A 22515-nucleotide genomic window follows, 5' to 3' on the forward strand; every position below is an offset into this window, starting at 1 on the left:
CAGAAGTAGCCGCGCCGCGTCAGGCGCTTTGGCAAAGGGCTAGAAACTGCTCGAAGTCACGCAGAATGAGTTCGAGGCTTGCGTGCAGGCGATGGTCGTCATCCACCATGCGAAGCCCAAGCCGTTGGCGGCGGGCGTGTTCGATGACCGGGCCAAAAGGCACCACGTCGTCCTGCCAACCGTGAATGATATGCGTGTGCCGGGCCTGAAGCGTAACCGTCGTTTCCGGGTACTCTGCCATGCCAAGCGCCGGCGCCAGTAAAAAACAGCCCAGCACCGGGTAGCATTGGCTGACCGCCGCGCTCAGAAAACCGCCCAGGCTCGACCCCGCCAGAATACACTGGGCGGGGTCGTCGCCTCGGGCTTGCAAAGTGGCGAACAGGTGCTCGAGGCGTGCCTTGAAGCTCGGTTGGCTGCGGTAATCCATCACGAGCGGCTCATAACCTTCATGACGTTCTACCACGCCCTTGAGCGCTTGCACTTTCAGCGCCTCGGGGCCGCTTTCCAAACCGTGGGATAAGTACACCTTTTTCAAAATTACTCCGCTGCGTCCTGAATGACCGAGCCCCCCTGTTCAATATCCTCCCCGGCGCCGCGAATCGTGTTGCAGCCGCTTACCAATAAAAGTGTCATCAACAGCAGTAAACCCATAGCAAGAGCGCGTGTCATTGGCGGATACCTGTCGTAAGGATAGAAGCGGGGGCGTTTCCTGGCAGCGCGTTAGCATCGGCTGCCTCAACACTACTTTAGCCAGCAATGCGTACTTTGGTAAGCACTATTTACCCGCCTTATAGCTGCCGAGCTACCCCGCTAAGCGGGGAGACCGGCCCAGGCAAGGTCAGGCTGTGCCATCGTGGCCGCCATCGGGTTGGTTAATGTCGCATGTGCCATTTTTATACAACATTTGACCTCTTTTTTACGCTGACAAAACCTCAGGCCGACTTTTATTTGTTTTTTAATTAATTGATAATATTGGTTTTTATTGTTTTTTAGGCATGTTGGCCCGTGCCGTGCAACGTTATAGGTAGTAGTCACCGCGTTAAGTTAGTTAAACCCTTAAAACGGTTTGAGCAGGCTACAAGGTAGTAAGGATGGCATGGAGCCAACAGGAGATGGATTTTAATGGACACTAGCCTGCTCACTCGCACCGACGCAGGATCGCGTCGGCATCAAGGCTAAGGAGCGGCGGCGATGCAAACTGGCCATTTCGTTTAAGCGAGGTGGCTTTTTTGCGTCTATAAAAAATTATTAATTAACTGATATTTATACCTAATTTGCCACGTCAAAGGCAGCCTACGAACGTCTGTATGAAATTTTATACAGATGGTGGATCCTTTTTGGTCTATCCTCAGGGATAAACCAATTCAGCGGCTATAAAACGTCAACGTAACAGCCGTCTACTCAGGGATACGCGTCATGGCAATGGCATTGATGTTCGTCATGTTTATACTGTTTTTAGGTTTTTCTGCGGTGGGGGTCTACGTGATGTTCAAGACGTCCTTCATGACGCCGGAAGAGCTCGACGATATTCCCCCGGATCTCAAGTAAAGGCGTTGACCGCGCCCCTGACGGGTAGCGTATTCAGTACCGGGGCTCCTTTTTAATTACACCGTTCACTCTCACATCCATCATCCAACGCCAACGCCCGCTTATGCGGGCGTTGGCGTTTTAAGAGCGGCGCTTCATTCGTTGGACTCACCCTGCCAACGGCCCTTGCCGCCCTCGGGCACCATCCGGCCGAAATAAAGCAGTCCGAACGCCAGCCAACCGGCGGTCAAAAGCCCGGTGAAGATGAGAATGGCGAGCGGGCCGAATTCGGCGATCAGGGGCAGGGCGGCAGCGGTAAAGAGCCCGCCGCCTACGATGGGCTCGAACATCAGCTGCTTGTAGCCAAAGCTTTCGAGTGCACCGGACTCGTTTTTAGGGTCGGCCATGCGCATGAGCAAAAGCCCGGTGACCGTCACGCCCATGGACTGGCCAAAGTCGCCGATGCCACGCTCGAACCAGTGCTCGGGGATGATACGCGGGGCCAGCACGATCAAAACGAATAGCCCCCAGGCGATACCCGCAAACGCCAGCAGCAAAAACGGCACGAGGTATTCGCTTAGCGTGGTGAGCGAAAGCGTGGCGAGTGCGGCCACGATGGTAAAGTCCAGCGCGGTGCCCGCAATGCGCGACATGGTGCGCGTCGACACGTGGCGCTCCCAGCCAAAGCGCATGATGATCAGCTGTACGATCACGCCGCCGATCATCGCAATCGGGAACAGCGGTACGTGAGCAAGAATTTCGAGCCCGCCGCCGCTTGCCCAGGTGACCTGCTCGATCCATTGAAGCCCGGAGAGAATTAGCCAGCCGAGCACGATGGCAATGCCGACCAGGCCAATATGCAGGCTCAGCGGGTCGGTGGTGCCGGCCTCCTGGTTAAGGTCCTTTTTGAACTCGCTGAACTCTTCCGTCGAGGGGCGCTCGTCATCGCGCATGGTTTCGTCCGGCGTCTCTTCTTGCTCTTCCTGGCCCAGGGTGACCACCCCGCGCCGGGCGGCAATATTGATCATCACCGTGCCGATCAGCACACCGGAGACGATACCCACCGTGGCAAGCCCCAGCGCTAAATCGGCGCCTTCGGCAAAGCCCAGGTCGGCGAAGGTGTCGGCCATGCCGGCGGCCGTACCATGGCCGCCCTCGAAGCCGATTTCGATCAGCGCCCCGGCCATGGGGTTCATGCCGAACACCGGCGCTAACACCAGCAGCGCAAGCGTTAGCCCCACCACGTACTGCCCCCAGGCCATGGTTTGTCCCACCACCACCTGAGGCCCTGCGCGCATCCAGATCGTGCGAAGCCCTGGGATCGTTTTACCGATGAACAGTGCAGCGAACACCACATTGATCAAAAGCCCGGGCAGCGAGGACCAGCTCTCCTGCACGTAGCCGGGGAAAAGCCCCGGGCTTTCCTCGAATAGGGTCGGCATGAAGCGCCCGATCACGTCCGGGCCCAACAGCAAAAGCAAAAGCCCCGCGATGACGGAGCTGGGTAGAAAGAGGCGGCGAAGCCAGGGCAGTAGCAAGCGGATGGCGTTGCTTAACAATAGCGCTAGGCCTATCAATACCAGCGCAATGAAAAGTTCACCTACGGTCATGGTCATGTCATCACTCCCTGATGATCGGCATTGGAGGGGCAACGTTTGCAAGATACATAAACGTTAGGAGTGATTTAACCGTAGTGGTTTTTGGATAAAAGCGCTACGCAATGCGCTACGGCATGACATAAAGGCTCAGCAGCGCAAAGCCGTAGCCAATCGCCGCGCCGGCCAGTACGTCGCTTACATAGTGAAGGCCAAGGCCCACCCGGGAAAGGGCGATTAAGGCGCTTAGCGGCAGCACGACCACCAAAAGCCAGGGCGTATGCGCGGCGACCATCACGCTGAACATGACCGCGTGCATGGTGTGCCCGCTTGGAAAGCTGTAGCGGTCGCGGGCGGGTTCGCCGCAGTGCACGCCGCCCAGGTAGGTGATAAACGGCCGCTCCCGGCAAAGCCGGGTTTTGATCAACCGGTATACACAAAGTGCAATCAAGGCGATGGCGCTATACTGCATCACCCGCCGGTTGCCGTCCGGGGTTAGCCAGGGCTGGGCGGCAATCAACAGTACCCAAACCGGCCAATCGCCCAGTTTACTGGCGGTTTGTAGTACGACCCGCCAGGCCGGGTTCAGTGACAGGCGAGTGACGCGCTGGCAAAAGCGCCACTCCCACACATCAAGACGATCGAATACGACAAGTGGGCGAGAGCGCATGGTGGGCCTCCTGGGCTTTTTGTAGGTAACGCTTGAACTGCGTGGCAATGCCGGTCCAACTGTGTTCGAGCACGCCAAGCCTGGCCGTGCGCCCGAGCCGAGCGTAGTCGGCAGGGTGCTGGCAAAGCTCGGCGGCGGCGTGGTGAAAGCCGGCCGGGTCATCCGGGGCGATGCTGACGCCGTTATCACCACTGCGGATCAGTTCGGCGCTGGCGGCGTGGTTAAAGGCGACCACCGCCAGGCCGCTTGCCATGGCCTCGGTAATCACGTTACCCCAGGTTTCGGAAAGCGACGGAAATACGAAGATATCGGCGCTGGCGTAGTGGCGTGCAAGCGCCGGCTGGTCCAGAAAGCCGGTAAAGTGCGCCTGGGGCAGCGCTTTTTGAAGCTGCTCCCGGGCCGGGCCGTCGCCTACGATCACCTGGGCCATGTCCGGGCGTACTTCGTGCATCGCCTGGAAGGTTTCCACCAGCAGCGTAAGGTTCTTTTCCGCCGCCAGCCTCCCCGCGTACAGCGCAACGCCCTGATGTTCGTTGACGCCCCACTGCGCCCGCAGCGTATGGTCACGGTGCGCGGGCGAAAAGTGCTCGGCGTCGATTCCCCGCGAAAGAACGTTGACGCCGCGAATGCCTTGGCTTCGCAGGGTGCTGGCCTGAGCGTGGGTGGGCACCAGCGTGAGCGCGCAGCCGTTATGAAAGTGGCGTAAATAGCGAAGCGTAGCGGCGCTGAGCCAGGACATGCCGTAGTCGTGGCAGTAGTGATCGAAGTTGGTGTGCCAGCCGGCCACGCAAACCACCCCCAATCTACGCGCCGCCCGGCGCGCGGCAAGCCCAAGCGGGCCCTGGGTGGCCAAATAGATGACGTCCGGCGGGTGCTTTTGCCAAAAACGGGCAAGCTTGCCCGGGCTTGCAAGCCCTACTTGCACCTCGGCGTAGCCGGGAAGTGGCAGGCGATGAACCTGCAGCTCCTCGCCAAACGCCGTGATATGGCCGCCCGCACGAGGTTTGGGGCGCACGATATCGATATGTACGCCTTGGCGTTTGAGCTCGTGAGCGAGGCGGCTGAGCGTATGGGCGACTCCGTTGATATCCGGCGCCCAGGTCTCACTCACTATACAAAGCCGCATGTGCCTCGCTCCTTACCTTAACGTTTCACCAAGCGTGGCAAAACGTCATGACAAATCCGGGTCACGCGAGTGAACAACTAATGACAGCACTGACCGCGGCTGTCTTGGATCTTTTTACATAACATCTAAATATTTAATTTATATGTAAAAAGATTGTATATTAGAATAATTTTATTTTTATCGCTTTCAGCGGCAGGCTTTAAGATTACTGCAATAAAAACCTTCTAGAGTTTGTTTCGCTAAGGGGTTGGTGGTGGCCCGGGAACCCGCCTGGGGGCTCATGTCACGCGCTTATTAAAAAATTAAGCAGCAACGACTGCTGTTCACTGCAATGGGATGGTTCATGTTTAAAAAAACGGTACTGGCGCTGGCGCTCACAAGTGTATTCACAGCGGCGGGCGCACAGGCGGCCAGCGTTTATGACGAAGACGGCACCGCCGTCAACGTCTACGGGCGGATCGCTATGGGGGTCGAGGGGGGCGGTCTTAACGATGGTGTGAATAACGGCGCCGAGTTTCGCGATTTCAGCTCGCGCATGGGCTTCAAGCTACAACAGCAAATAGCGCCGGACCTGGCCGCGTTCGGCCGCCTGGAGTGGCGCTTCAACGGCGACGAGCGCAGCCGCCCGGGTTTCAAGGAACTACGTAAAAGCTACATCGGTGTCGAGAGCAGCCGCTTTGGTACGTTTACCGCGGGTAACTTCGACAGCTTCTACGACGACTACGTCATGGCGGTTTTCGACGTCTACGTGGGCGAAGGTTACGAGTTCGCCGGCGGCGGTCTGCAGGCGCGTGGTGACTCCATCGGTTACGAATCACCGGAGCTCGAAGGCTTTCAGGTGGTTTTCGCGGCCAAGCACTTCTCCGAGCGCGGTTTGACCGTCGACGAGCAAACCAGTGAGGGCAGCGTAGTCGCCACCCAGGGCGGCGTAGTGTACGAGGCAGGCCCGGCGCGTTTGGCGGTGGGTTATACGGAAGACACCGTACGCGGTGGCGGTAACGGCAAAACCCGCGTGGGTACCACCGCCGCTTACACTGCAAGCGACGCCTTCCAGCTGCGCGTAGGCTACGAGACTCGCGGCGACAGCAGCACGTACGGCGGCGGGTTCGACCGCGTCGGCCTGGGCGCGACCTACACCTACGACGCGCTGGCCGTGTACGGTGACTACTACCACATCGACCCGGACAACGACGACAAGCGCAACGTCTGGGCGCTGGGCTCGCTTTATAACCTTTCCGATGATTTCGACGTCTTTGCCGAGCTCTACGAGTCCGACCTGGATTCCCTCGACCGCTACGACGACAACGACCTCTACTACGCAGTGGGTGCGCGCTACTACTTCTAACAAGTCACCCTTGCGGCCAGGCGCCTGCTTTGCACAAGGGCCTGGCTAACTGGCACTACTCGAATCGATCTTTAGCCGGTACGGTAAAACCCCGTACCGGCTTTTTGCGCTGCATGGGTAAGCACTTACGCGCGAATCAGCGCTCGTCGCTGCGGTTATCGATGGTCTTGCGGTATTGATCGATGAACGGCTTCTCCGCCTTGTCGATGCGGTCCATACCGGCGACGACCCGGTGCCAGTAGGGGTATTGCGGCGCCGGGCGGGTAGCGGCTTCCAGGCGCTCGATCTCCTCGGCGCTCAAAGTGAGCTCCGCAGCGGCCAGGTCGTCCTTCAAGTGCTCTTCGCTTCGTGCACCCACGATCAACGAGGTCACGCCGGGGCGATCCTTAAGCCAGGCAAGGCATGTGCGCGGGATCGAGGTGCCGTGGGCTTCGCCGATCTCGGCCAGAAGCTCGATAATGTCGTAAGCGCGTTCCATGTCGTGCACGTAGGGCTCGGGCCAGCCGTTACCCTGGCGGGTGCCTTCCGGCGCTTTCTGGCCGCGACGCACCTTGCCGTTGAAGAGCCCTTCACCCAGCGGCCCCCACACCAGGGTGCCGATGTTCTGGTCGATGGCCAGCGGCATCAGCTCGTATTCCGCCTCGCGGGATTCCGGCGTGTAATAGATCTGCTGGCTGATCGGGCCCGCCAGATTGTGAAGCTCGGCTTTACCGATGGTCTTCATCATCTGCCAGCCGGTGAAATTGGAAGTGCCGTAGTAGCGAATCTTGCCGCTTTGCACCAGGTGATCGAGGGCGTAGAGCATCTCCTCGACCGGGGTCACGCCGTCCCAGTTGTGCATCTGGTACAGATCGATATGGTCGGTGCCCAGGCGCTTCAGGCTCGCTTCACACGCGTTGATCAGGTGGTAGCGCGAAAAGCCGCTGTGGTTGGGGTTGCCGCCCAGCGGGCTTCGCGCCTTGGAGGCGAGAATGATGTCGTTACGCTTCTCACCCAGCGCCTTGCCGGTAATCTCCTCGGCCTCGCCCATGGAGTAGAGATCGGCGGTGTCGATCAGGTTCACCCCGGCGTCCAGGGCCATGTCGATCTGGCGCTTGGCGCCGGCTACATCGACACTTGCGGCTTTTTCGAAGCCGGCGCTGCCGCCAAACGGCACGGTGCCCAGCACGATTTCAGAAACCAGCAGGCCAGAGTTTCCCAACGGGCGATATTTCATTTCGGCAGCATCCCTGTTAAACGAAAGTAGTATTGCATTTGCTCGTGAGCATGGCGGTTTTTAAGCCTAGGTGATGGTCTGTATTTGTCAAAGGCTCGGCTGCCCCCGCCGGCCGGGCCGCTTCGCCGCGAAAAAAGCGTGTTTCGGTGCCAACAGAAGATGCGGGCCCTTAATAAACGTCACAAATGCTGTTAATAATTATAGAGAATGCGATTTGGGCGCGGCGCCATCGTTTCGCCAGCGCAACGTATAAAACAGGATTAAAAGGAATTGCCATGTTGTCATCGAAAAGCGGGTCCTGGGGGATGGGCGTATCGGCCGGTGCATTGATACTCGCGTTCTCGCCCGGCGTGCTCGCCGCCCCCTACACGCTCACTATCTTTCACACCAACGACCTGCACGGGCGTACTGACCAGTACCCGCAACTGGTGAGCGCCCTCGACGAGGCGCGCAGCCAGTTCGGCGAGGGCCTGTTGCTCGATGCCGGCGATATCTTCTCCGGCACGCTCTACTTCAACGAGTTTCGCGGTCAGGACGCCGTCGCGTTCATGAACCGGATGGGCTATGACGCCTTCGTGCCCGGCAACCACGAGTTCGATTTGAACGACCCGGAAGCGGGCCACCAGGCGCTGGCGGATCTTTTCACCGCGGCCGAGTTTCCCATTGTGGGCGCGAACCTGGATTTCTCCGCCGCGCCGGAGTTTGCCGATCTACTGGGGGATTCGATCAGCGCCGAGCCTCAAGCGGGTCACTTGTACGATGGCATCGTGGTCGAGCACGGCGGCGAGCAAATCGGTATTTTCGGGCTCAGCACGCAATCAAGCGAAGAAGTCTCGAGCCCGGGCAACGTGACCATCGGGGATTACCGCGAAGCGGCCGAGGCGATGGTGGCGGCGTTTGAAGCCGAGGGCATCGACAAGATCGTCGCGCTCACGCACCTGGGCTACGACAGCGACCCGAGCGTTGGCAACGACGTGCTGCTCGCCCAGCATGTGGAAGGGATCGACGTGATCATCGGCGGGCACAGCCACACGCGCCTGGACGCCCCCGTGGTGATCAGCGAAAACGACCGGGGCGAGCCTAAAACGCCCACCGTGATCGGCCAGGCGAACGAGTACGGCAAGTACCTGGGGGTGATGCAGGTCACCTTCGACGATGACGGTTTGGTGACGGACGCCACCGGCGAGCTGCTCGCCACCGAAGACTTCGAGCCGGATCTCGAGGCGGCTGCGATGCTCGAACCCTACACCGCGCGTATCGAAGAAGTGCGCGATACCCAGGTAGGCGCCCACCTTGATACAGCGCTTCCCAACCCACGCCACGGCAATGGGGATGAAACGAGCGTGCGCGCCGATGAAACGGCGCTTGGGAACCTGATTGCCGATGGCCAACTGGCCGCTGCCCGCCAGGTGAACCCGGACACCGTACTGGCGCTGCAAAACGGCGGCGGCGTTCGCGAGCCGATAGCGGCGGGGGATGTGTCTGTTGGCGAGCTGATCGCGGTGCAGCCTTTCGGTAACCGGCTGACGCTGATGGACGTCACCGGCGCCGAGCTGCTCGAGACCTTCGAGATCGCTCTCGCCAACGCCCCGGAAGAAAGCGGCGCCTTTCTGCAGGTCTCCCGCGGGGTCGAGGTCGTGTATGACAGCCGCGAACCCGCCGGCGAGCGGGTGGTGAGCCTGAAAGTGACCCAGGACGGCGAGCTTATGGATATCGACCCGGCGCGGACCTACGTGATCGCCACCAACAACTTCACCGCCGCCGGAGGCGACAGCCATACCGCGCTCGAAGCGGCACATGATGATGACCGCAGCCATATCGTAGGCAACACCGACTGGGAAATGCTGCGCGACTACATGGTGGCCGAAGGCGAGGTCGCGCCCCAGGTAGAAGGGCGCATCGTGGATGTCGCCCGCCCATAACCCGCCAGTAGGGCGTTAACCGGTACGCTTGCCGGTTGCGCTCTCAAAGGGGTGAAGCGCTTCGCGAGAGACATAAAAGCGCAGCGTTTCACCCTCTTTCACCGGCGGCTGGCCGCTGGCGCGAATCACCGTGGGCTGGTCGCTATCCAGCAAACGCACGTAGAGGTGGCTCTCCGCCCCCGCGGCCTCATAAAGCTCCAGGGTGGAATCGATCACCAGGTGTGGGGCATCGGGTGGGGTCAGGCGCATGTCGTCCGGGCGAATGCCGACCACGTCGGTGTCCGCCGGCAGGTCCGCCAGCAGCTCGCGGGCGCCGCGGTTTTGCAGGTACTCGATGGCCACCATATTCATCGCCGGCGAGCCGATGAACCCGGCCACGAACATCGACGCCGGGCGGGCGTAGATCTCCATGGGCGTACCCACCTGCTCGATTTGTCCGGCGTTCAAGACCACCAGCCGGTCGCCCAGGGTCATCGCCTCCAACTGGTCGTGGGTCACATAAAGGCTGGTGGTTTTTAGCCGGCGCTGGAGCTGTTTGATTTCGACCCGCATCTGCACGCGCAGCTTGGCGTCCAGGTTAGAGAGCGGCTCGTCGAACAAGAACGCCGCGGGCTCGCGCACCAGCGCCCGGCCCATGGCCACGCGCTGGCGCTGGCCGCCGGAAAGATTGCGCGGCTTGCGCGGTAGGTACTCTTCGATCTCGAGCATTTTGGCCGCTTTGCGCACCCGCTCCTCGATGGCGGGCTTTTTGAAGCCGCGGTTCTTGAGCCCGTAGGCCAGATTGTTATACACCGTCATGTGCGGGTAGAGCGCGTAGTTCTGAAACACCATGGCGATATCGCGCTGGGCGGGCTCTAACGTATTGACCACCCGGTCGCCGATTTTCAGCGTGCCCTCGGAAATCGTCTCGAGCCCGGCAACCATGCGTAAAAGTGTGGATTTCCCGCAGCCGGACGGCCCCACCAGCACCACGAATTCGCCGTCCTCGATGGCCAGGTCCACACCTTTGACGGCCTGCACGTTGCCGGCGTAGGTTTTCTTGAGTCCTTCCAGGGTAATACTGGCCATCCTATTTCTCCGTCTCGGTCAGGCCTTTCACGAACAGTTTCTGCATCAACAGCACCACCAGCACCGGCGGCAGCATGGCAAGCGTCACCGTCGCCATGATCAAATTCCAGGCGGGCACCCGGTCCGAGGAGGCCATCAGGCGCTTGATGCCCAGCACGATGGTGTAAAAGTCCTCGTCGGTGGTGACCAAAAGCGGCCACAGGTACTGCACCCAGCCGTAGATGAACATGATCACGAACAGTGCGGCGATATTGGTGATCGACACCGGAAGCAAGATGTCCTTGAAGAACTTCATGGGTCCGGCGCCGTCGACCCGGCTCGCTTCCATCAGCTCCTCGGGCACGGTCATGAAGAACTGGCGAAACAGAAAGGTCGCGGTGGCCGAGGCGATCAGCGGAAGCGTGAGCCCGGCGTAGGAGTTGAGCATCCCTAAATCCGCCACCACCGCGTAGGTCGGGATGATGCGCACCTCGACCGGCAGCATCAGCGTGATGAAGATGAGCCAGAACGCCAGCATACGAAACCGGAAACGAAAGTAGACGATCGCGAAGGCCGAGATGATCGAAATCGCGATCTTGCCGATGGCAATCGTCAGCGCCATGATCAGCGAGTTGCCCAGCATCAGCCATACCGGCGGCGCGCCGCCCACCTGCCAGCCCGAGGTCAGCATCTGCTTGTAGGAGGCCCACATGTTGTCGCCGGGAAGCAGCGGCATCACCCCGCGCACGAAGGCGCCGGGTTCGTGGGTCGAGGCGATGAACGCCACGTACACCGGAAACGCCACCACCAGTACGCCGGCAATCAATACCAGGTGGGTCAGAATGTTCAGATAGGGTCTGTTTTCGACCATGATGGATCCCTGTGCCTAGTAGTTGACGCGACGTTCCACGTAGCGGAACTGGATGAACGTCAGCACGATCACGATGCCCATCAACATGACCGACTGGGCGGAGGACGAACCGATGTTGAGCCCGGCCACCCCGTCGGTGTAGACCTTGTAGACCAGCGTCATCGTCGCCTGGCCCGGCCCGCCGCCGGTGGTGGCGTCGATCACCCCGAAGGTCTCGAACATCACGTAGTTGATGTTGATGATCAGCAAGAAGAAGGTGGTCGGTGATAAAAGCGGGAAGACGATGGTCCAGAAGCGTTTGAACGGCGTGGCGCCGTCGATAGCCGCGGCCTCGATCAATGAATGGGGCACCGACTGAAGCCCGGCCAGAAAGAACAGAAAGTTGTAGGAAATCTGCTTCCAGGCGGCGGCGATGGTGATCAGGATCATCGCCTGGCTACCCGAGACCCGGTGGTTCCAGTTGATACCGAACCAGTCGAGCAAGTGGGGCAGAAGGCCGATGGTCGGGTTGAACAGAAACCACCACAACACCCCGGCGACCACCGGGGCCACGGCGTAGGGCCAGACCAGCAGCGTGGTGTAGAACCGGGCGCTTTTCAGCACCCGGTTGACGCACACCGCCAGTAAAAGTGCGGTGCCCATGGAAAGCGCGGTGACCGAGACGGCAAAAATCGCCGTGCGTCCTAAAGCGTTCAAGTAGCTGGGGTCGGCCAGCACCCGGGCGTAGTTGGCAAGGCCCACGAAGGTGGTGTTGAAGCCGAAGGCGTCGGTGCGCTCGAAGCTCGACTTCACCGCCTGGGTCGCCGGCCAGATAAAGAACACCAGGGTGATCGCCAACTGCGGCGCTAACAAAAAGAAGGGAAGCCACCGGCTTTGATAGGTGGAGCGTTTGGTCTGCATGAGGCGTCCTGTTGAACCCGGCCCGGAGAAAACCCACCCATAGGTCCGCGTCGTCGGGCGTATGGGTGGGCCCTCACAACAAACCCCGGCTATAGGAGCCGGGGTTCGAGTGGTGCCGCTAAATTAGTTATTGGCGGCTTCGAAGTCGCGCAGGATCTGGTTGCCGCGCTCTACCGCGTCATCCAGTGCCTCCTGGCCGCTCTTGTTACCCGCCAGCACCGCCTGGAACTCTTCGTCCAGCACCATGCGTACCTGGGTGTAGTTGCCAAAGCGCAGGCCCTTGGAGTTCTCGGTGGGTTCGTTGAGGTTGATCTGCTCGATGGCGATATCCGCGCCCGGGTTCTCGTCGTAGTAGCCGTGCTGCTGGGTCAGCTCGAACGCTTCGGTAGTGATCGGCAGATACCCCGTGCCCTGGTGCCACTCGGCCTGAACTTCGGGAAGCGAGAGATACTCCAAAAATTCCGCAACGCCGGTGTACTCGTCGTCTTCGTGGCCGGAAAGGACCCAAAGCGTGGCGCCACCGATGATTGAGTTCTGCGGCGCGCCGTCCACGTCGTTATAAACAGGCAGCATGCCAAAGCCGACTTCGAAGTCCGAGTTGGCCAGCACGTCCGCCCGCGATGCGGAGGAGTTCATGTACATCGCGCAGTCGCCGGAGTAGAACGAGGGCGCTGCGTCCGGGCCGTTGGCCGGGCCGCCGTAGCTATACACACCGCTATCCGACCACTCCTTGATCTGATCCCAAAACCGCGCCTGCTCTTCGCCGTTAAAGGTGAACTCGGTTTCAAGGCCGCCGAAACCGTTCTCTTGGGTGCCGATCGGCAGATCGTGCAGCGCCGAGAAGTTCTCAAGCCCCACCCAGTTGGCCGCGTAGGCCATGGTGAAACCACAGGACGCCGCGCCTTCATCGACGATCTGTTGACCCATCTCGCCCATTTCCTGCCAGGTGGTCGGCGGGGTTTCCGGGTCGAGGCCGGCCGCTTCGAAAGCGTCCTTGTTGTAGTAGAGAATCGGCGTGGAGGAGTTGAACGGCATGGAGAGCATGTTGCCGTCGGTGTCGGTGTAGTAGCCGGTCACCACGGGCAGGTAGTCGTCCGGATCGAAGTCACTGCCGTGCTCTTCCATCAGCTCGAAGACCGGGTAGATCGCGCCCCGGGCGGCCATCATGGTGCCGGTGCCGACTTCGTAGATCTGGACGATGTGCGGCTGCTGGCCGGCGCGGAAGGCGGCGATGGTGTTGACCATCGTCTCTTCGTACTCGCCACGATACGAAGGGTTCACCCGGTATTCGTCCTGGGAGGCGTTGAAGTCCTCGGCCAGCGCGCTCAAGCGCTCGCCCAGCTCCCCGCCCATGGAGTGCCACCAGGTGATCTCGGTGGCGGCCTGGGCGGAAACGCTCAAGGTAGCCGCCGCGATGCCTACAGAGAGGGCACGTAACGTGAAACGAGACATAAAAGCTCCTTTAGGGCCTGGGATCGGCCGGGTGGCACAGTACGTTTATGGCGTTTTTTTTGGTTGCACTGAACATTAGTGAGTGTACATGACATTTTGATGAACGCTACGCGCAGCCCCCGGTTTGCTCATGCAACTTTGGCCGTAGGCGGTGCGCCCCCGGCGGTGATAGGGTAATGAAAAGACGTCAATCAAGGGCCACGCCATGACCGATGCACAAGCGCTACTCAGCCAACTGGTTGCTTTCGATACCACTTCCCGCGGCTCCAACCTGGCGCTGATCGAATTCGTCGAAGGGTATCTCGCCGAATACGGCGTTACCTCGGAGCGGGTAATGAGCCCTTGCGGCACCAAGGCGAATTTGATCGCGCGCATTGGCCCGGACGCCCCGGGCGGGGTGCTGCTCTCCGGCCACACCGACGTGGTGCCGGTCGAAGGCCAGCCCTGGTCGACGGACCCTTTTACGCTGGTCGAAGGCGACGACGACCGCCTTTACGGGCGCGGCACCTGCGACATGAAGGGCTTCATCGCCTGCGCGCTTTCCATGGTGCCCGAATGGGTGAAAGCGCCGCTCAAACAGCCCATTTACTTCGGTTTTTCCTATGACGAGGAGATCGGCTGCGTCGGCGCCCCGGCGCTGATCGAACGCTTTTTCGACCACTACTCGACCACCGCGCATGTGATCGTCGGCGAGCCCACCAGTATGCAGCCGGTGGTGGCGCAAAAGGGGGCGACCAACCTGCGCACCACGGTCACCGGGCGCGAGGCGCACAGCAGCCAAGTCAATCAGGGCACCTCGGCCATTCACGTGGCCGCCCGCCTGGTCACCTTCATCGAGGAGACCATGGCCGCGCTGGTGGAAGAAGGTAAGGTGGACGAGGCGTTCAACGTGCCCCACACCAGCCTGCACGTGGGGCGTATCAAGGGTGGCACGGCGATCAACATCACCGCGCGGGAGTGTCAGTTCGAGTGGGAGATTCGTCATCTGCCTTCTGAGACCTTCGAGGACGTTTTCGCCCGCTTCGAAGCCTTCGGCGAATCGCTTCGTGCGGATCTAAAGGCCCGGGGCAAGAGCGTCGAGATCGACACCGAAGCGCTCAACGTGACGGTGCCGGGCCTGGCGGATCGCGACAACGATGCGGTACTGCGCCTGGCCAAAACGCACCTGCCAAGCGAGTGCGAAAGCCACGCCGTGGCCTACGCCACCGAGGCCGGCCAGTTCCAGGGCCAGGGACTGCAAACCATCATTCTCGGCCCGGGTAGTATTGCCCAGGCCCACCAGCCCGACGAGTACATCGACAAAAGCGAGCTTACGGCGTGCCTGGATTTCATGACCCGGATGGGTAAAGCTCTCGAGCTGCCACTGTCCTAGCGCCCCGCCCGTTTGCGCGTCGGCCAGCATCGCTAATCGGGTCCCTGTGTCGCGAAGAAGGTATCGCAAACAAAGTGTTGCGTCATGCCCAGTAACATTAGGATAATGTAAAATAGTGGTAGACTATTTTGCCGATAAGCTTGGTCAATTGAGGAGGTAGCGGTGAGCGGGAAATTCAATCTATGGGCAGGTGCTGCCGCGGTGCTGCTACTGGCGGGCTGTGGAAGCGACTACCCGGATCAGGCAGAAATTTCCGCCGAGGGCGGGCTCGACCCCTCCATGTTCGATCAGACTCGGCAGGCGCGGGTGTACTACTTCGATGAACAAGCCATCGATGAAGCCACCGAGTTACAGCAATTCAATAGCGCTTTGACCGCATGGCTGGCCTCGCCCGGCGACGAGCTACCCGACGTTGAGTTTCCTGACGATGCGCAAGAGCTCTGGGAAGCGACGCAAACGTTCCAGCAGCAGCGCGAAAACCAGGACGCGGTTTGGCGTGCGCATCTTGAAGAAAGTACGGCGCCGCTGGAAGCCGAACTGGAAACCGAGCAAAGCGAGCTTGCAAAGCTCGAAGAGACCCAAGCGGCGTTTGACGAGGCGCTGGCGCCCGCGGATCAAAAAATAGCGGAATTGGAAGCGCGCATCGAGGAGACGGTCGAGCGTCAGGCCGAGATGGAGCGGGTCGTGGTCGAAGGCTGGAATGACTATATTCTGGAAAACGATCTGGCGGTCAGAACGCTCGACCCCGAGCGCAGCCGGGTATTTTCTTATGGCGGCAGGACGAACACCGATAGCTGCCCCGCCTCCACCGACGACGTGACGGTGGACCGCCTGGCAGAGGAAGATACCTGCTATCGGCTCTGGCTGCCGGATGAAACGCTGCACCCCGCGCCCATCAACGAGCAATATGCCGCCTTGTTTGACGAGTACCGCGAGCTTTCTGAGCTGCGCGGGCGCCCGTACGGCGTGCAAAGCGAGGACGATACGCTTAATCAGCAGCTTCGCGAGGCAAAGGAAGAACGCTCGCAGGATTTGATTCGCGCTGAAAACCGCAACGGCGATCACCGTCAGCTGGCACGCGAGCTTGGCAATGCCGAGCGCCGGATCGGCAGAATCCAGCAGCAGCTCGGCAGAGCGGAAAGCGAGCGAGCGCGGGAAACCTTCGAGCGCAATCGGCTACGCGAACACCGTAACAACGTGCAGCAGCAGTTGGAGCGCTATGTCGCGTTGGAAGCGAACGCTATCGTCGACAGTGTCGCCCACTCCGAGGCATCCACCGCGTCGGCGTTTGCGCTCGAACATCACGCAGAGCTGCTGGTCTTCGACCTTCCCGTCAGCACCTTCCTGGGCACGGGCAATCTGCTGACCCTCGAAGACATGCGCGAGCCCGGCGAGCAGGAAACTCTGGACGTCGTGCTCAGCGACGCTCATTCACAAATGGTATCCCAACGTGAACTGTACACCGGCATCGTCGAGCAGGTAGCGCTCGCGGGCCAGGCATTCGGTGAGTAAGCGGAACAAAAACACCCGCCTGGGCGGGTGTTTTTTGACAAGCCGAGCCGTGCTTACAGGCCGGGCAACTTTTCGGGGAGCGGGTGCTCCTCATAAAGCTCGGCCTTGGCGTCGCGCATGACGTCTTCACAGGCTTGCTGGTGAGCCAGCTGGGTGATCAGGCCCTGGGTGACTTCAAAGCCCTTGGCCAGGCAGGTGTCGACCTCGGCGCGGCTCACAAAAGGTGAAACATGGCAATCGATCTTGATCGTACGGCCACCGCCTTGAAGGCGGTCGGCAAACCGACGCAATCGCCAGGCGATGCGCTCTTTCCAATGGGCTGATTCTACTGCGCCTTCGTTTACGCTAAACGTGCACTGCCACTCCGGTCTGTATACCTTCATGAGAACCTCCGATGCGTCTGGAAAGATGGTTTGGTCGTGTTTCGTACTCCGTCTTTTTTGGTAATGTGACTCTGCTACTATACCCGCATAAACCGTCACCGATACAGGAAAATGGCCCAGCACACGTGCGTTAATAGGGCCACCGTTATGACCTCGAGCCTGCTTACAAGTTGCCCCTGCGATAGCACCGCGGCGTACAAGGCGTGCTGCGGCGCTTATCATCAGGGCGCCATCGCCCCCACGCCCGAGGCGTTGATGCGCTCGCGCTATAGCGCCTTTGCCCTCGACCTGGTCGATTACCTGAAAGCCACCTGGCACCCCAGTACCCGGCCCGAGCCCTTGGCCCCGGACCCGGCCACGCGCTGGAAGCGGCTGGTGATCGAACACGCTCCCGCACCCGAGGACGGGCGTGCAACCGTCCATTTCAAGGCCTTTTTTCAGGAAGGCGGCTGGCACGTTTTGGAGGAGGTCTCGCGCTTCGTGTTGGAAGACGGGCGCTGGTGGTACCTGGATGGCGAGCCGCGCTTGGATAAATTAAAACCCGGGCGCAACGAGCGCTGCCCGTGTGGAAGCGGGCGTAAGCTCAAGGCGTGCTGCGGTGGCTAGCACTTCAAGCGGCCCCCCCGCCGATAACGAGCCCCTTCAGGCGCCTTGGTACCTTTACCTGCTCGAATGCCGGCGTGGCACCTACGCCGGCATCACCAACGACCTGGCCAAACGCTACCAGGCGCACTGCGCAGGCAAGGGCGCGCGCTACACCCGCGCCAACCCGCCCCTGGCGCTGCTTGGCGCCCAGCCCTTCGCCGACCGCAGCGAAGCCAGCCGTGCCGAGTACCGGCTAAAGCAGCAAACGCCGGGCGATAAACGCCGCTGGGCAGCACGCTGGCCCTGCGAGCTGCCCGACTGACGCAGGTGCGGCTTTCCTGCGTTTTTTTGATGGAAGGCGGCTACGCGGTGGACGATATCGGTCGTAATGTGGTAAGCGTACTGCAGGGATTTGAAGAACCCCGCCGCGCGGCAGGTGACAGCGCGCGCTAATTCGGGCAGTCTAGCGCCCTTTGCAGCCAGAATGGGTTGTGTCCCCGGTTTGAGTGGGCGAACCCGCAAAGGGCAAGGAGTAAAAGCGTGGCAGTGTATGGCGGTATTCAGGCACACGAAGTGGAGCGTTGGCTAAATGCCTTGGTCAACGCCGCTTTCGACCGGCGCTGCCCGCTCTCCCGGGTGCACGGCGGCACGGCGCGCGCGCGTACCGCCCGCCAGGACCTGCTCTGCCTGGCCCAATCCTTTCGCGGCGAACAGGGCGCAAGCGACATGATCGCCGACAGCCTGAGCCGCTGGTGCCAGCACTACCTGACCGAAACCGAGTGGTACGTGCTGGTCAGCGGTAAAACGCCGAAAGCCGAGGCACCGGCGCCGGCACAAAGCGGCGGGGAAGAAGCGCTACCCGAATCCCTCGAGGCGCTTTTGCAGCACAAGGTCGGGTGAGCGGCGGGTTATCGAAGCCGCTGCCGCGCTGTTACAATGGATGAATGAACAGTGCCCTCTCTGGTCCGGCCACGGCCTCCCTCGATGACCCCTTCTACTACCTGACGAATTTTCGTTACGTACTCGCTTGGGTGGCCGAGCGCCACCGTGATCTGCTGGGCGAAGAGGAAACCACCTTTCTGGCGACGTTCGACGCGCTGCCAAAGCCCTCCCAGGCGCTGCTGGCGCGCATGGTGATGCGCAAGGGCGAGCTGTTTAGAACCGGGAAGCTCACCTACGCCGAGATCGGCGACACCGACCAGGCGCTCATGCCGCTGTTTGAAGCGGGCCTGGTCGAGCCGGCGCCGCATCTGACCAGCGCCGAGCTTTTCCACCACCTGCGTTTGAACGAGCTCAAACAGGCCCTGGCCGACGCCCTGCGCGCCGCCGGGCTTGGCGCCTCGCCTTCCAAGAAAACCCTGTTGGAAACCCTGGTGCCGTCGCTCGAGGCCGTACAGCCGTTAAAGGCCTGGTGGCCACAGGCGCCGGATCGAATCGTGCGTCTCAACGTCATGGCCACCTGCGACCGGCTACGGCTGATGTTTTTTGGCAACCTGCGCCAGGATTGGGCGGAGTTCGTGCTGACCGAGCTTGGCCTGCAGCGCTTCGAGCCGGTGGCGCTTTCCCCAAACGCCCGGGCGTTTGGCCACCGAGGCGAGGTCACCACCTACCTGGCGCTTCACCGCCTGCGCGAACGGCTGGCCGAGGGCGAGCCGCCCGCGGCGCTTTATGAGGCGCTTCCGCCTTCCGGCGATAACCGCTGGCTCGCCGGAAGGCGGGACCGGCTGCTGGTGAGCATGGGGCGCGAAGCCGAACGCGGCGGTGACGGTGAGCTTGCCCTGACGCTTTACCACGCGGCCACGAGTAGCGATGCCCGCATTCGCGCGCTGCGCCTGCTCGAGCGTCTTGGCCGCCACCGCCGTGCGCTGGAAATGGCTCGCGAGGCGCTAATGGACGCCCCCATTGAAAGCGAACGTCAGGCGCTTCAGCGGCTGGTACCGCGCCTCGAACGGCGCCTGGGCGGGCCGCCGGCGCCGCGTAGCCGCGCGGCAAACGTGCCCGACCGAGTACTCACGCTTTTGGGGCCGCAGCCGGTCGAGCGCGCCGTGGCCGAGCACCTGGCCGCCCCCGAAGCGCCGGTTTACTACGTGGAAAATTGCCTGATCACCGGGCTTTTCGGGCTGTTGCTGTGGCCGGCGATTTTCGCCCCGCGACCGGGGGCGTTTTTTCATCCCTTCCAAAGCGGGCCGGCGGATCTCTACCGGGAAGACTTCGCCGAGCAGCGCGCGCAGGAGATCCACGCCTGCCTGGCCCAGCTCGAGGATGGGCGCTACGCCGACACCATCCGCGAGACTTTTGCCGCCAGGTACGGCGTTGCCTGCGCTTTCGTGCACTGGCCGGTCTTGAGCGAGACGCTACTGGACACCGCGTTTCGCTGCATTCCCGCCGCGCATCTACGCGTACTGTTCGAGCGCCTGCTGGGGGATTTAAAACACAACCGGGCGGGCTTTCCCGACCTGATTCAGTTTTTCCCCGAGGGTGAGGCGGGCCCGCGCTATCGCATGATCGAAGTAAAAGGCCCCGGTGACCGGCTGCAGGACAATCAGCGCCGCTGGCTCGACTGCTTCGCGCGCCACCAGATGCCCGTCGAGGTGTGCTACGTGCGTTGGCAGGTCGGCGCGTGAGCGAGTACCGGATCGCGGTGCGCGCGCTATGCGAATTTACCGCCCGGCAGGGCGATCTCGACTACCGCTTTACCCCCGCGCCCAGCGCCCAGGAAGGCATTGCCGGGCACACCCTGGTGGCCAGCCGTCGAGGCGAGAGTTACGTCGTGGAGCTGCCGCTATCCGCTACCTTCGAAGGCCTAAAGGTATCTGGCCGGGCGGATGGCTATGACCCGGACACCCACTGCCTTGAAGAGGTAAAGACCCACCGGGGCGACCTTTCCCGCATGGCGGACAACCAGCGCGCCCTCCACTGGGCCCAGGTGAAGGTGTACGGCGCGCTGTTGTGCGCCGAGCGCGGCTTTGAAAACGTGACGCTGGCGCTGGTCTACTTCGAGATAGCCAGCCAGCGCGAAACCCGCCTGACGGTCGAGGCGAGTATTGATGAGCTCCAGGCGTTTTTTGCCGCGCAGTGTCGGCGCTTTTTGAGCTGGGCGAAGCAGGAAACGACGCACCGCGCGGCGCGGGATAGCGCCCTTGGCAAGCTCACCTTCCCCCATGCGCGCTTTCGCCCCGGTCAGCGCGAGCTGGCCGAGAACGTCTTCAAGGCGGTCAGTACCGAGCGCAGCCTGCTCGCCCAGGCGCCCACCGGTATCGGCAAGACCTTGGCGACGCTGTTTCCCATGCTGGCCGCCATGCCCCGCAAGCAACTCGACCGCGTGGCCTTTTTGACCATGAAAACCCCGGGGCGGCGGCTGGCGCTGGAGGCGCTGACCACGCTGACCGCCTCCAGCGCCGCGCCGCTTCGTGTGGTGGAGCTCACCGCGCGTAGCAAGGCCTGCGAGTATCCGGACCGCGCCTGCCACGGGGAGGCCTGCCCGCTGGCCGCCGGGTTTTACGACCGCCTGCCCGGGGCGCGCCAGGCCTGCGTCGAGCGCGGCTTTCTGGATCGCGCCGGGCTCAGGGAGGTGGCGCTGGAACACGACGTTTGCCCTTATTATCTGGGCCAGGAAATGGCCCGCTGGGCGGATGTCGCGGTGGGGGATGTGAACCACTGGTTCGACGCCCACGCGCTGCTCCACGGTCAGGCCATCGCGACAGAGGCGCGGGTGGGCCTGCTGGTAGACGAGGCGCACAACCTGGTCGAGCGCGCCCGCGGCATGTACAGCGCCGAAATCTCGCAAAAGCGTTTCAACCGCGCCAAAAAAAGTGCCCCGGCCGCGCTCAAGGGCCCACTCGATCAGCTGGGCAAGCAGTGGCAAACCCTGGTCGATGCCGGTAATGCTCAGGCCACCGGCGAGGCGAGCTACCGGCTGTTGGAGGCACTGCCGGGCAAGCTGGTCGGCGCGCTCTACAAGGTGGTAAGCGCTATGACCGAATACCTCGGCGAGCAGCCCCAGGCCGCCGGGCTGGAACTTCAGGAGCTTTTGTTCGAAGCACTCGGGTTTTGCCGGCTGGCCGAGCAGTTCGGCGAACACTCGCTTTGTGATTTCACCCGCCAGGGCCGGGGCCAGGCCGTGCTGGGGATTCGCAACGTCATTCCGGCGGATTTTCTCACCCCGCGCTTTGAACGCGCCCACTGCGCCGTGCTGTTTTCGGCCACGCTCTCGCCGGGGCGCTACTACCGGGACCTATTGGGTCTGCCGGCGGACACCGTGTGGCGCGAGGTGGGCTCGCCGTTCGCCGCCCACCAACTCAGTGTGCAGGTCACCCCGCATATCTCGACCCGCTTTCGCGACCGCGCAGCCTCGGTCGAGCCCATCGTTGAAACGCTCGCCGCTCAGTACCAGCAGATGCCCGGCCACTATCTGGCGTTTTTCAGCAGCTTCGCGTATCTCGAGGCGGTCTACACGCGCTTTCAAAGCGCCTGGCCCGAGATCCCCAGCTTTGCCCAGACGCGGGGGATGGGCGAGGCCGAGCGCGACGCTTTTCTGGCCCGTTTTACTCCCGGTGGGCGGGGCATCGGCTTTGCCGTGCTCGGCGGGGCTTTCGGCGAAGGCGTGGACCTGCCCGGCGACCGCTTGATCGGCGCCTTTATCGCCACCCTCGGCTTTCCGCCGTTCAACGCCTTCAACGAGGCGCTCAAGGCGCGCCTTTACGCCCGGTTCGGTCAGGGCGAGGAGTACACCTACCGCATCCCCGGGATGATCAAGGTCGTACAGGCCGCCGGACGGGTGATCCGGGGTCCCGACGACGAAGGCGTGGTGGTGCTGATGGACGACCGCTTCAACCAGCCGCCCATCCGCGCGCTGCTGCCCGACTGGTGGGCGCTCTAGAGCTGACGTATAAAGAGTGCCAGAGCGACTTTTCCCCGCAGACGACTATGCTTAGCCCAGGCGTATCAAAACAAAGGCCGACGGGCGGACCTGCCGGCTTACAAACACAACGG

At 61.7% G+C, this 22515-nt stretch carries 21 protein-coding genes; 10 read left to right on the forward strand and 11 right to left on the reverse strand.

The window, feature by feature from the left end; genetic code table 11:
* Positions 1–19: 19 nt before the first annotated feature.
* Both ACWHRL_RS01110 and ACWHRL_RS01115 read right to left on the reverse strand, forming a co-directional pair.
* Positions 20–535: a YqiA/YcfP family alpha/beta fold hydrolase gene (locus ACWHRL_RS01110; RefSeq protein WP_447894889.1), complete on the reverse strand. Its 516-nt coding sequence runs from the start codon at positions 533–535 to the stop codon at positions 20–22.
* 2 nt (positions 536–537) lie between these two features.
* Positions 538–669 (reverse strand): entericidin A/B family lipoprotein, encoded by a 132-nt coding sequence (locus ACWHRL_RS01115; RefSeq protein ID WP_447527461.1) that lies wholly within the window; start codon positions 667–669, stop codon positions 538–540.
* A 747-nt stretch (positions 670–1416) separates the two neighbouring features.
* Here ACWHRL_RS01115 and ACWHRL_RS01120 point away from each other — a divergent pair.
* Complete coding sequence (locus ACWHRL_RS01120) at positions 1417–1548, forward strand: hypothetical protein (RefSeq protein ID WP_447527462.1); 132 nt, start codon at positions 1417–1419, stop codon at positions 1546–1548.
* A 134-nt stretch (positions 1549–1682) separates the two neighbouring features.
* Here the strand turns inward: ACWHRL_RS01120 and ACWHRL_RS01125 are convergent, their stop codons facing one another.
* The 3 genes from ACWHRL_RS01125 to ACWHRL_RS01135 form a co-directional block, all read right to left on the reverse strand.
* Entirely contained in the window at positions 1683–3143 is a 1461-nt protein-coding gene (locus tag ACWHRL_RS01125; RefSeq protein ID WP_447894890.1) for a sodium/glutamate symporter, read from the reverse strand.
* 109 nt (positions 3144–3252) lie between these two features.
* Positions 3253–3792 (reverse strand): phosphatase PAP2 family protein, encoded by a 540-nt coding sequence (locus ACWHRL_RS01130; protein WP_447527464.1) that lies wholly within the window; start codon positions 3790–3792, stop codon positions 3253–3255.
* Complete coding sequence (locus ACWHRL_RS01135) at positions 3755–4918, reverse strand: glycosyltransferase family 4 protein (protein ID WP_447527465.1); 1164 nt, start codon at positions 4916–4918, stop codon at positions 3755–3757. Before ACWHRL_RS01135 ends, ACWHRL_RS01130 begins: the two co-directional genes overlap by 38 nt.
* 343 nt (positions 4919–5261) lie before the next feature.
* Between ACWHRL_RS01135 and ACWHRL_RS01140 the strand changes: the two genes are divergently transcribed.
* Positions 5262–6263, forward strand: coding sequence for a porin (locus ACWHRL_RS01140; protein WP_447894891.1), 1002 nt, complete (start codon positions 5262–5264; stop codon positions 6261–6263).
* Positions 6264–6399: 136 nt separating this feature from the next.
* Here ACWHRL_RS01140 and ACWHRL_RS01145 read toward each other — a convergent pair whose 3' ends face one another.
* A complete protein-coding gene (locus tag ACWHRL_RS01145; protein ID WP_447894893.1) occupies positions 6400–7479 on the reverse strand; it encodes an aldo/keto reductase in 1080 nt (359 codons plus the stop codon).
* A 275-nt stretch (positions 7480–7754) separates the two neighbouring features.
* Here ACWHRL_RS01145 and ACWHRL_RS01150 point away from each other — a divergent pair, with 275 nt between their 5' ends.
* On the forward strand, positions 7755–9401 hold the full coding sequence (locus ACWHRL_RS01150; protein WP_447894894.1) for a bifunctional metallophosphatase/5'-nucleotidase: 1647 nt from the start codon (positions 7755–7757) through the stop codon (positions 9399–9401).
* A 15-nt stretch (positions 9402–9416) separates the two neighbouring features.
* Here ACWHRL_RS01150 and ACWHRL_RS01155 read toward each other — a convergent pair whose 3' ends face one another.
* The 4 genes from ACWHRL_RS01155 to ugpB all read right to left on the reverse strand — a co-directional run bounded on the left by ACWHRL_RS01155 (position 9417) and on the right by ugpB (position 13671).
* The gene (locus ACWHRL_RS01155; protein ID WP_447894895.1) at positions 9417–10469 is read right to left on the reverse strand and encodes a sn-glycerol-3-phosphate import ATP-binding protein UgpC; all 1053 of its coding nucleotides are present in this window, start codon (positions 10467–10469) and stop codon (positions 9417–9419) included.
* 1 nt (position 10470) lies between these two features.
* Positions 10471–11319 (reverse strand): sn-glycerol-3-phosphate ABC transporter permease UgpE, encoded by an 849-nt coding sequence (ugpE, locus tag ACWHRL_RS01160; protein WP_447527470.1) that lies wholly within the window; start codon positions 11317–11319, stop codon positions 10471–10473.
* 15 nt (positions 11320–11334) lie between these two features.
* Positions 11335–12219: a sn-glycerol-3-phosphate ABC transporter permease UgpA gene (ugpA, locus tag ACWHRL_RS01165; protein ID WP_447527471.1), complete on the reverse strand. Its 885-nt coding sequence runs from the start codon at positions 12217–12219 to the stop codon at positions 11335–11337.
* A 123-nt stretch (positions 12220–12342) separates the two neighbouring features.
* Positions 12343–13671: a sn-glycerol-3-phosphate ABC transporter substrate-binding protein UgpB gene (gene ugpB / locus ACWHRL_RS01170; protein ID WP_447894896.1), complete on the reverse strand. Its 1329-nt coding sequence runs from the start codon at positions 13669–13671 to the stop codon at positions 12343–12345.
* Between the two features lie 205 nt (positions 13672–13876).
* On the opposite strand from ugpB, the gene argE reads away from it, so the two are divergent.
* A complete protein-coding gene (gene argE, locus ACWHRL_RS01175; RefSeq protein WP_447894897.1) occupies positions 13877–15043 on the forward strand; it encodes an acetylornithine deacetylase in 1167 nt (388 codons plus the stop codon).
* A 162-nt stretch (positions 15044–15205) separates the two neighbouring features.
* Positions 15206–16555 (forward strand): hypothetical protein, encoded by a 1350-nt coding sequence (locus ACWHRL_RS01180; protein ID WP_447894898.1) that lies wholly within the window; start codon positions 15206–15208, stop codon positions 16553–16555.
* Between the two features lie 53 nt (positions 16556–16608).
* Here ACWHRL_RS01180 and ACWHRL_RS01185 read toward each other — a convergent pair whose 3' ends face one another.
* Positions 16609–16938: a hypothetical protein gene (locus ACWHRL_RS01185; RefSeq protein WP_447894899.1), complete on the reverse strand. Its 330-nt coding sequence runs from the start codon at positions 16936–16938 to the stop codon at positions 16609–16611.
* Between the two features lie 147 nt (positions 16939–17085).
* Here ACWHRL_RS01185 and ACWHRL_RS01190 point away from each other — a divergent pair, with 147 nt between their 5' ends.
* The 5 genes from ACWHRL_RS01190 to ACWHRL_RS01210 all read left to right on the forward strand — a co-directional run bounded on the left by ACWHRL_RS01190 (position 17086) and on the right by ACWHRL_RS01210 (position 22402).
* Positions 17086–17544, forward strand: coding sequence for a YchJ family protein (locus ACWHRL_RS01190; protein ID WP_447894900.1), 459 nt, complete (start codon positions 17086–17088; stop codon positions 17542–17544).
* On the forward strand, positions 17537–17845 hold the full coding sequence (locus tag ACWHRL_RS01195; RefSeq protein ID WP_447894901.1) for a GIY-YIG nuclease family protein: 309 nt from the start codon (positions 17537–17539) through the stop codon (positions 17843–17845). Before ACWHRL_RS01190 ends, ACWHRL_RS01195 begins: the two co-directional genes overlap by 8 nt.
* Before the next feature lie 218 nt (positions 17846–18063).
* Positions 18064–18423 carry a hypothetical protein gene (locus tag ACWHRL_RS01200; RefSeq protein WP_447527478.1) on the forward strand — a complete coding sequence of 120 codons (360 nt, stop codon included), beginning with the start codon at positions 18064–18066 and terminating at the stop codon, positions 18421–18423.
* A gap of 44 nt (positions 18424–18467) precedes the next feature.
* The gene (locus tag ACWHRL_RS01205) at positions 18468–20147 is read left to right on the forward strand and encodes a VRR-NUC domain-containing protein (protein WP_447894902.1); all 1680 of its coding nucleotides are present in this window, start codon (positions 18468–18470) and stop codon (positions 20145–20147) included.
* The gene (locus tag ACWHRL_RS01210; protein WP_447894903.1) at positions 20144–22402 is read left to right on the forward strand and encodes an ATP-dependent DNA helicase; all 2259 of its coding nucleotides are present in this window, start codon (positions 20144–20146) and stop codon (positions 22400–22402) included. The genes ACWHRL_RS01205 and ACWHRL_RS01210 overlap by 4 nt, the downstream gene beginning before the upstream one ends.
* The last annotated feature ends 113 nt before the right edge of the window (positions 22403–22515 follow it).

Source organism: Vreelandella sp. GE22, from assembly GCF_968212445.1.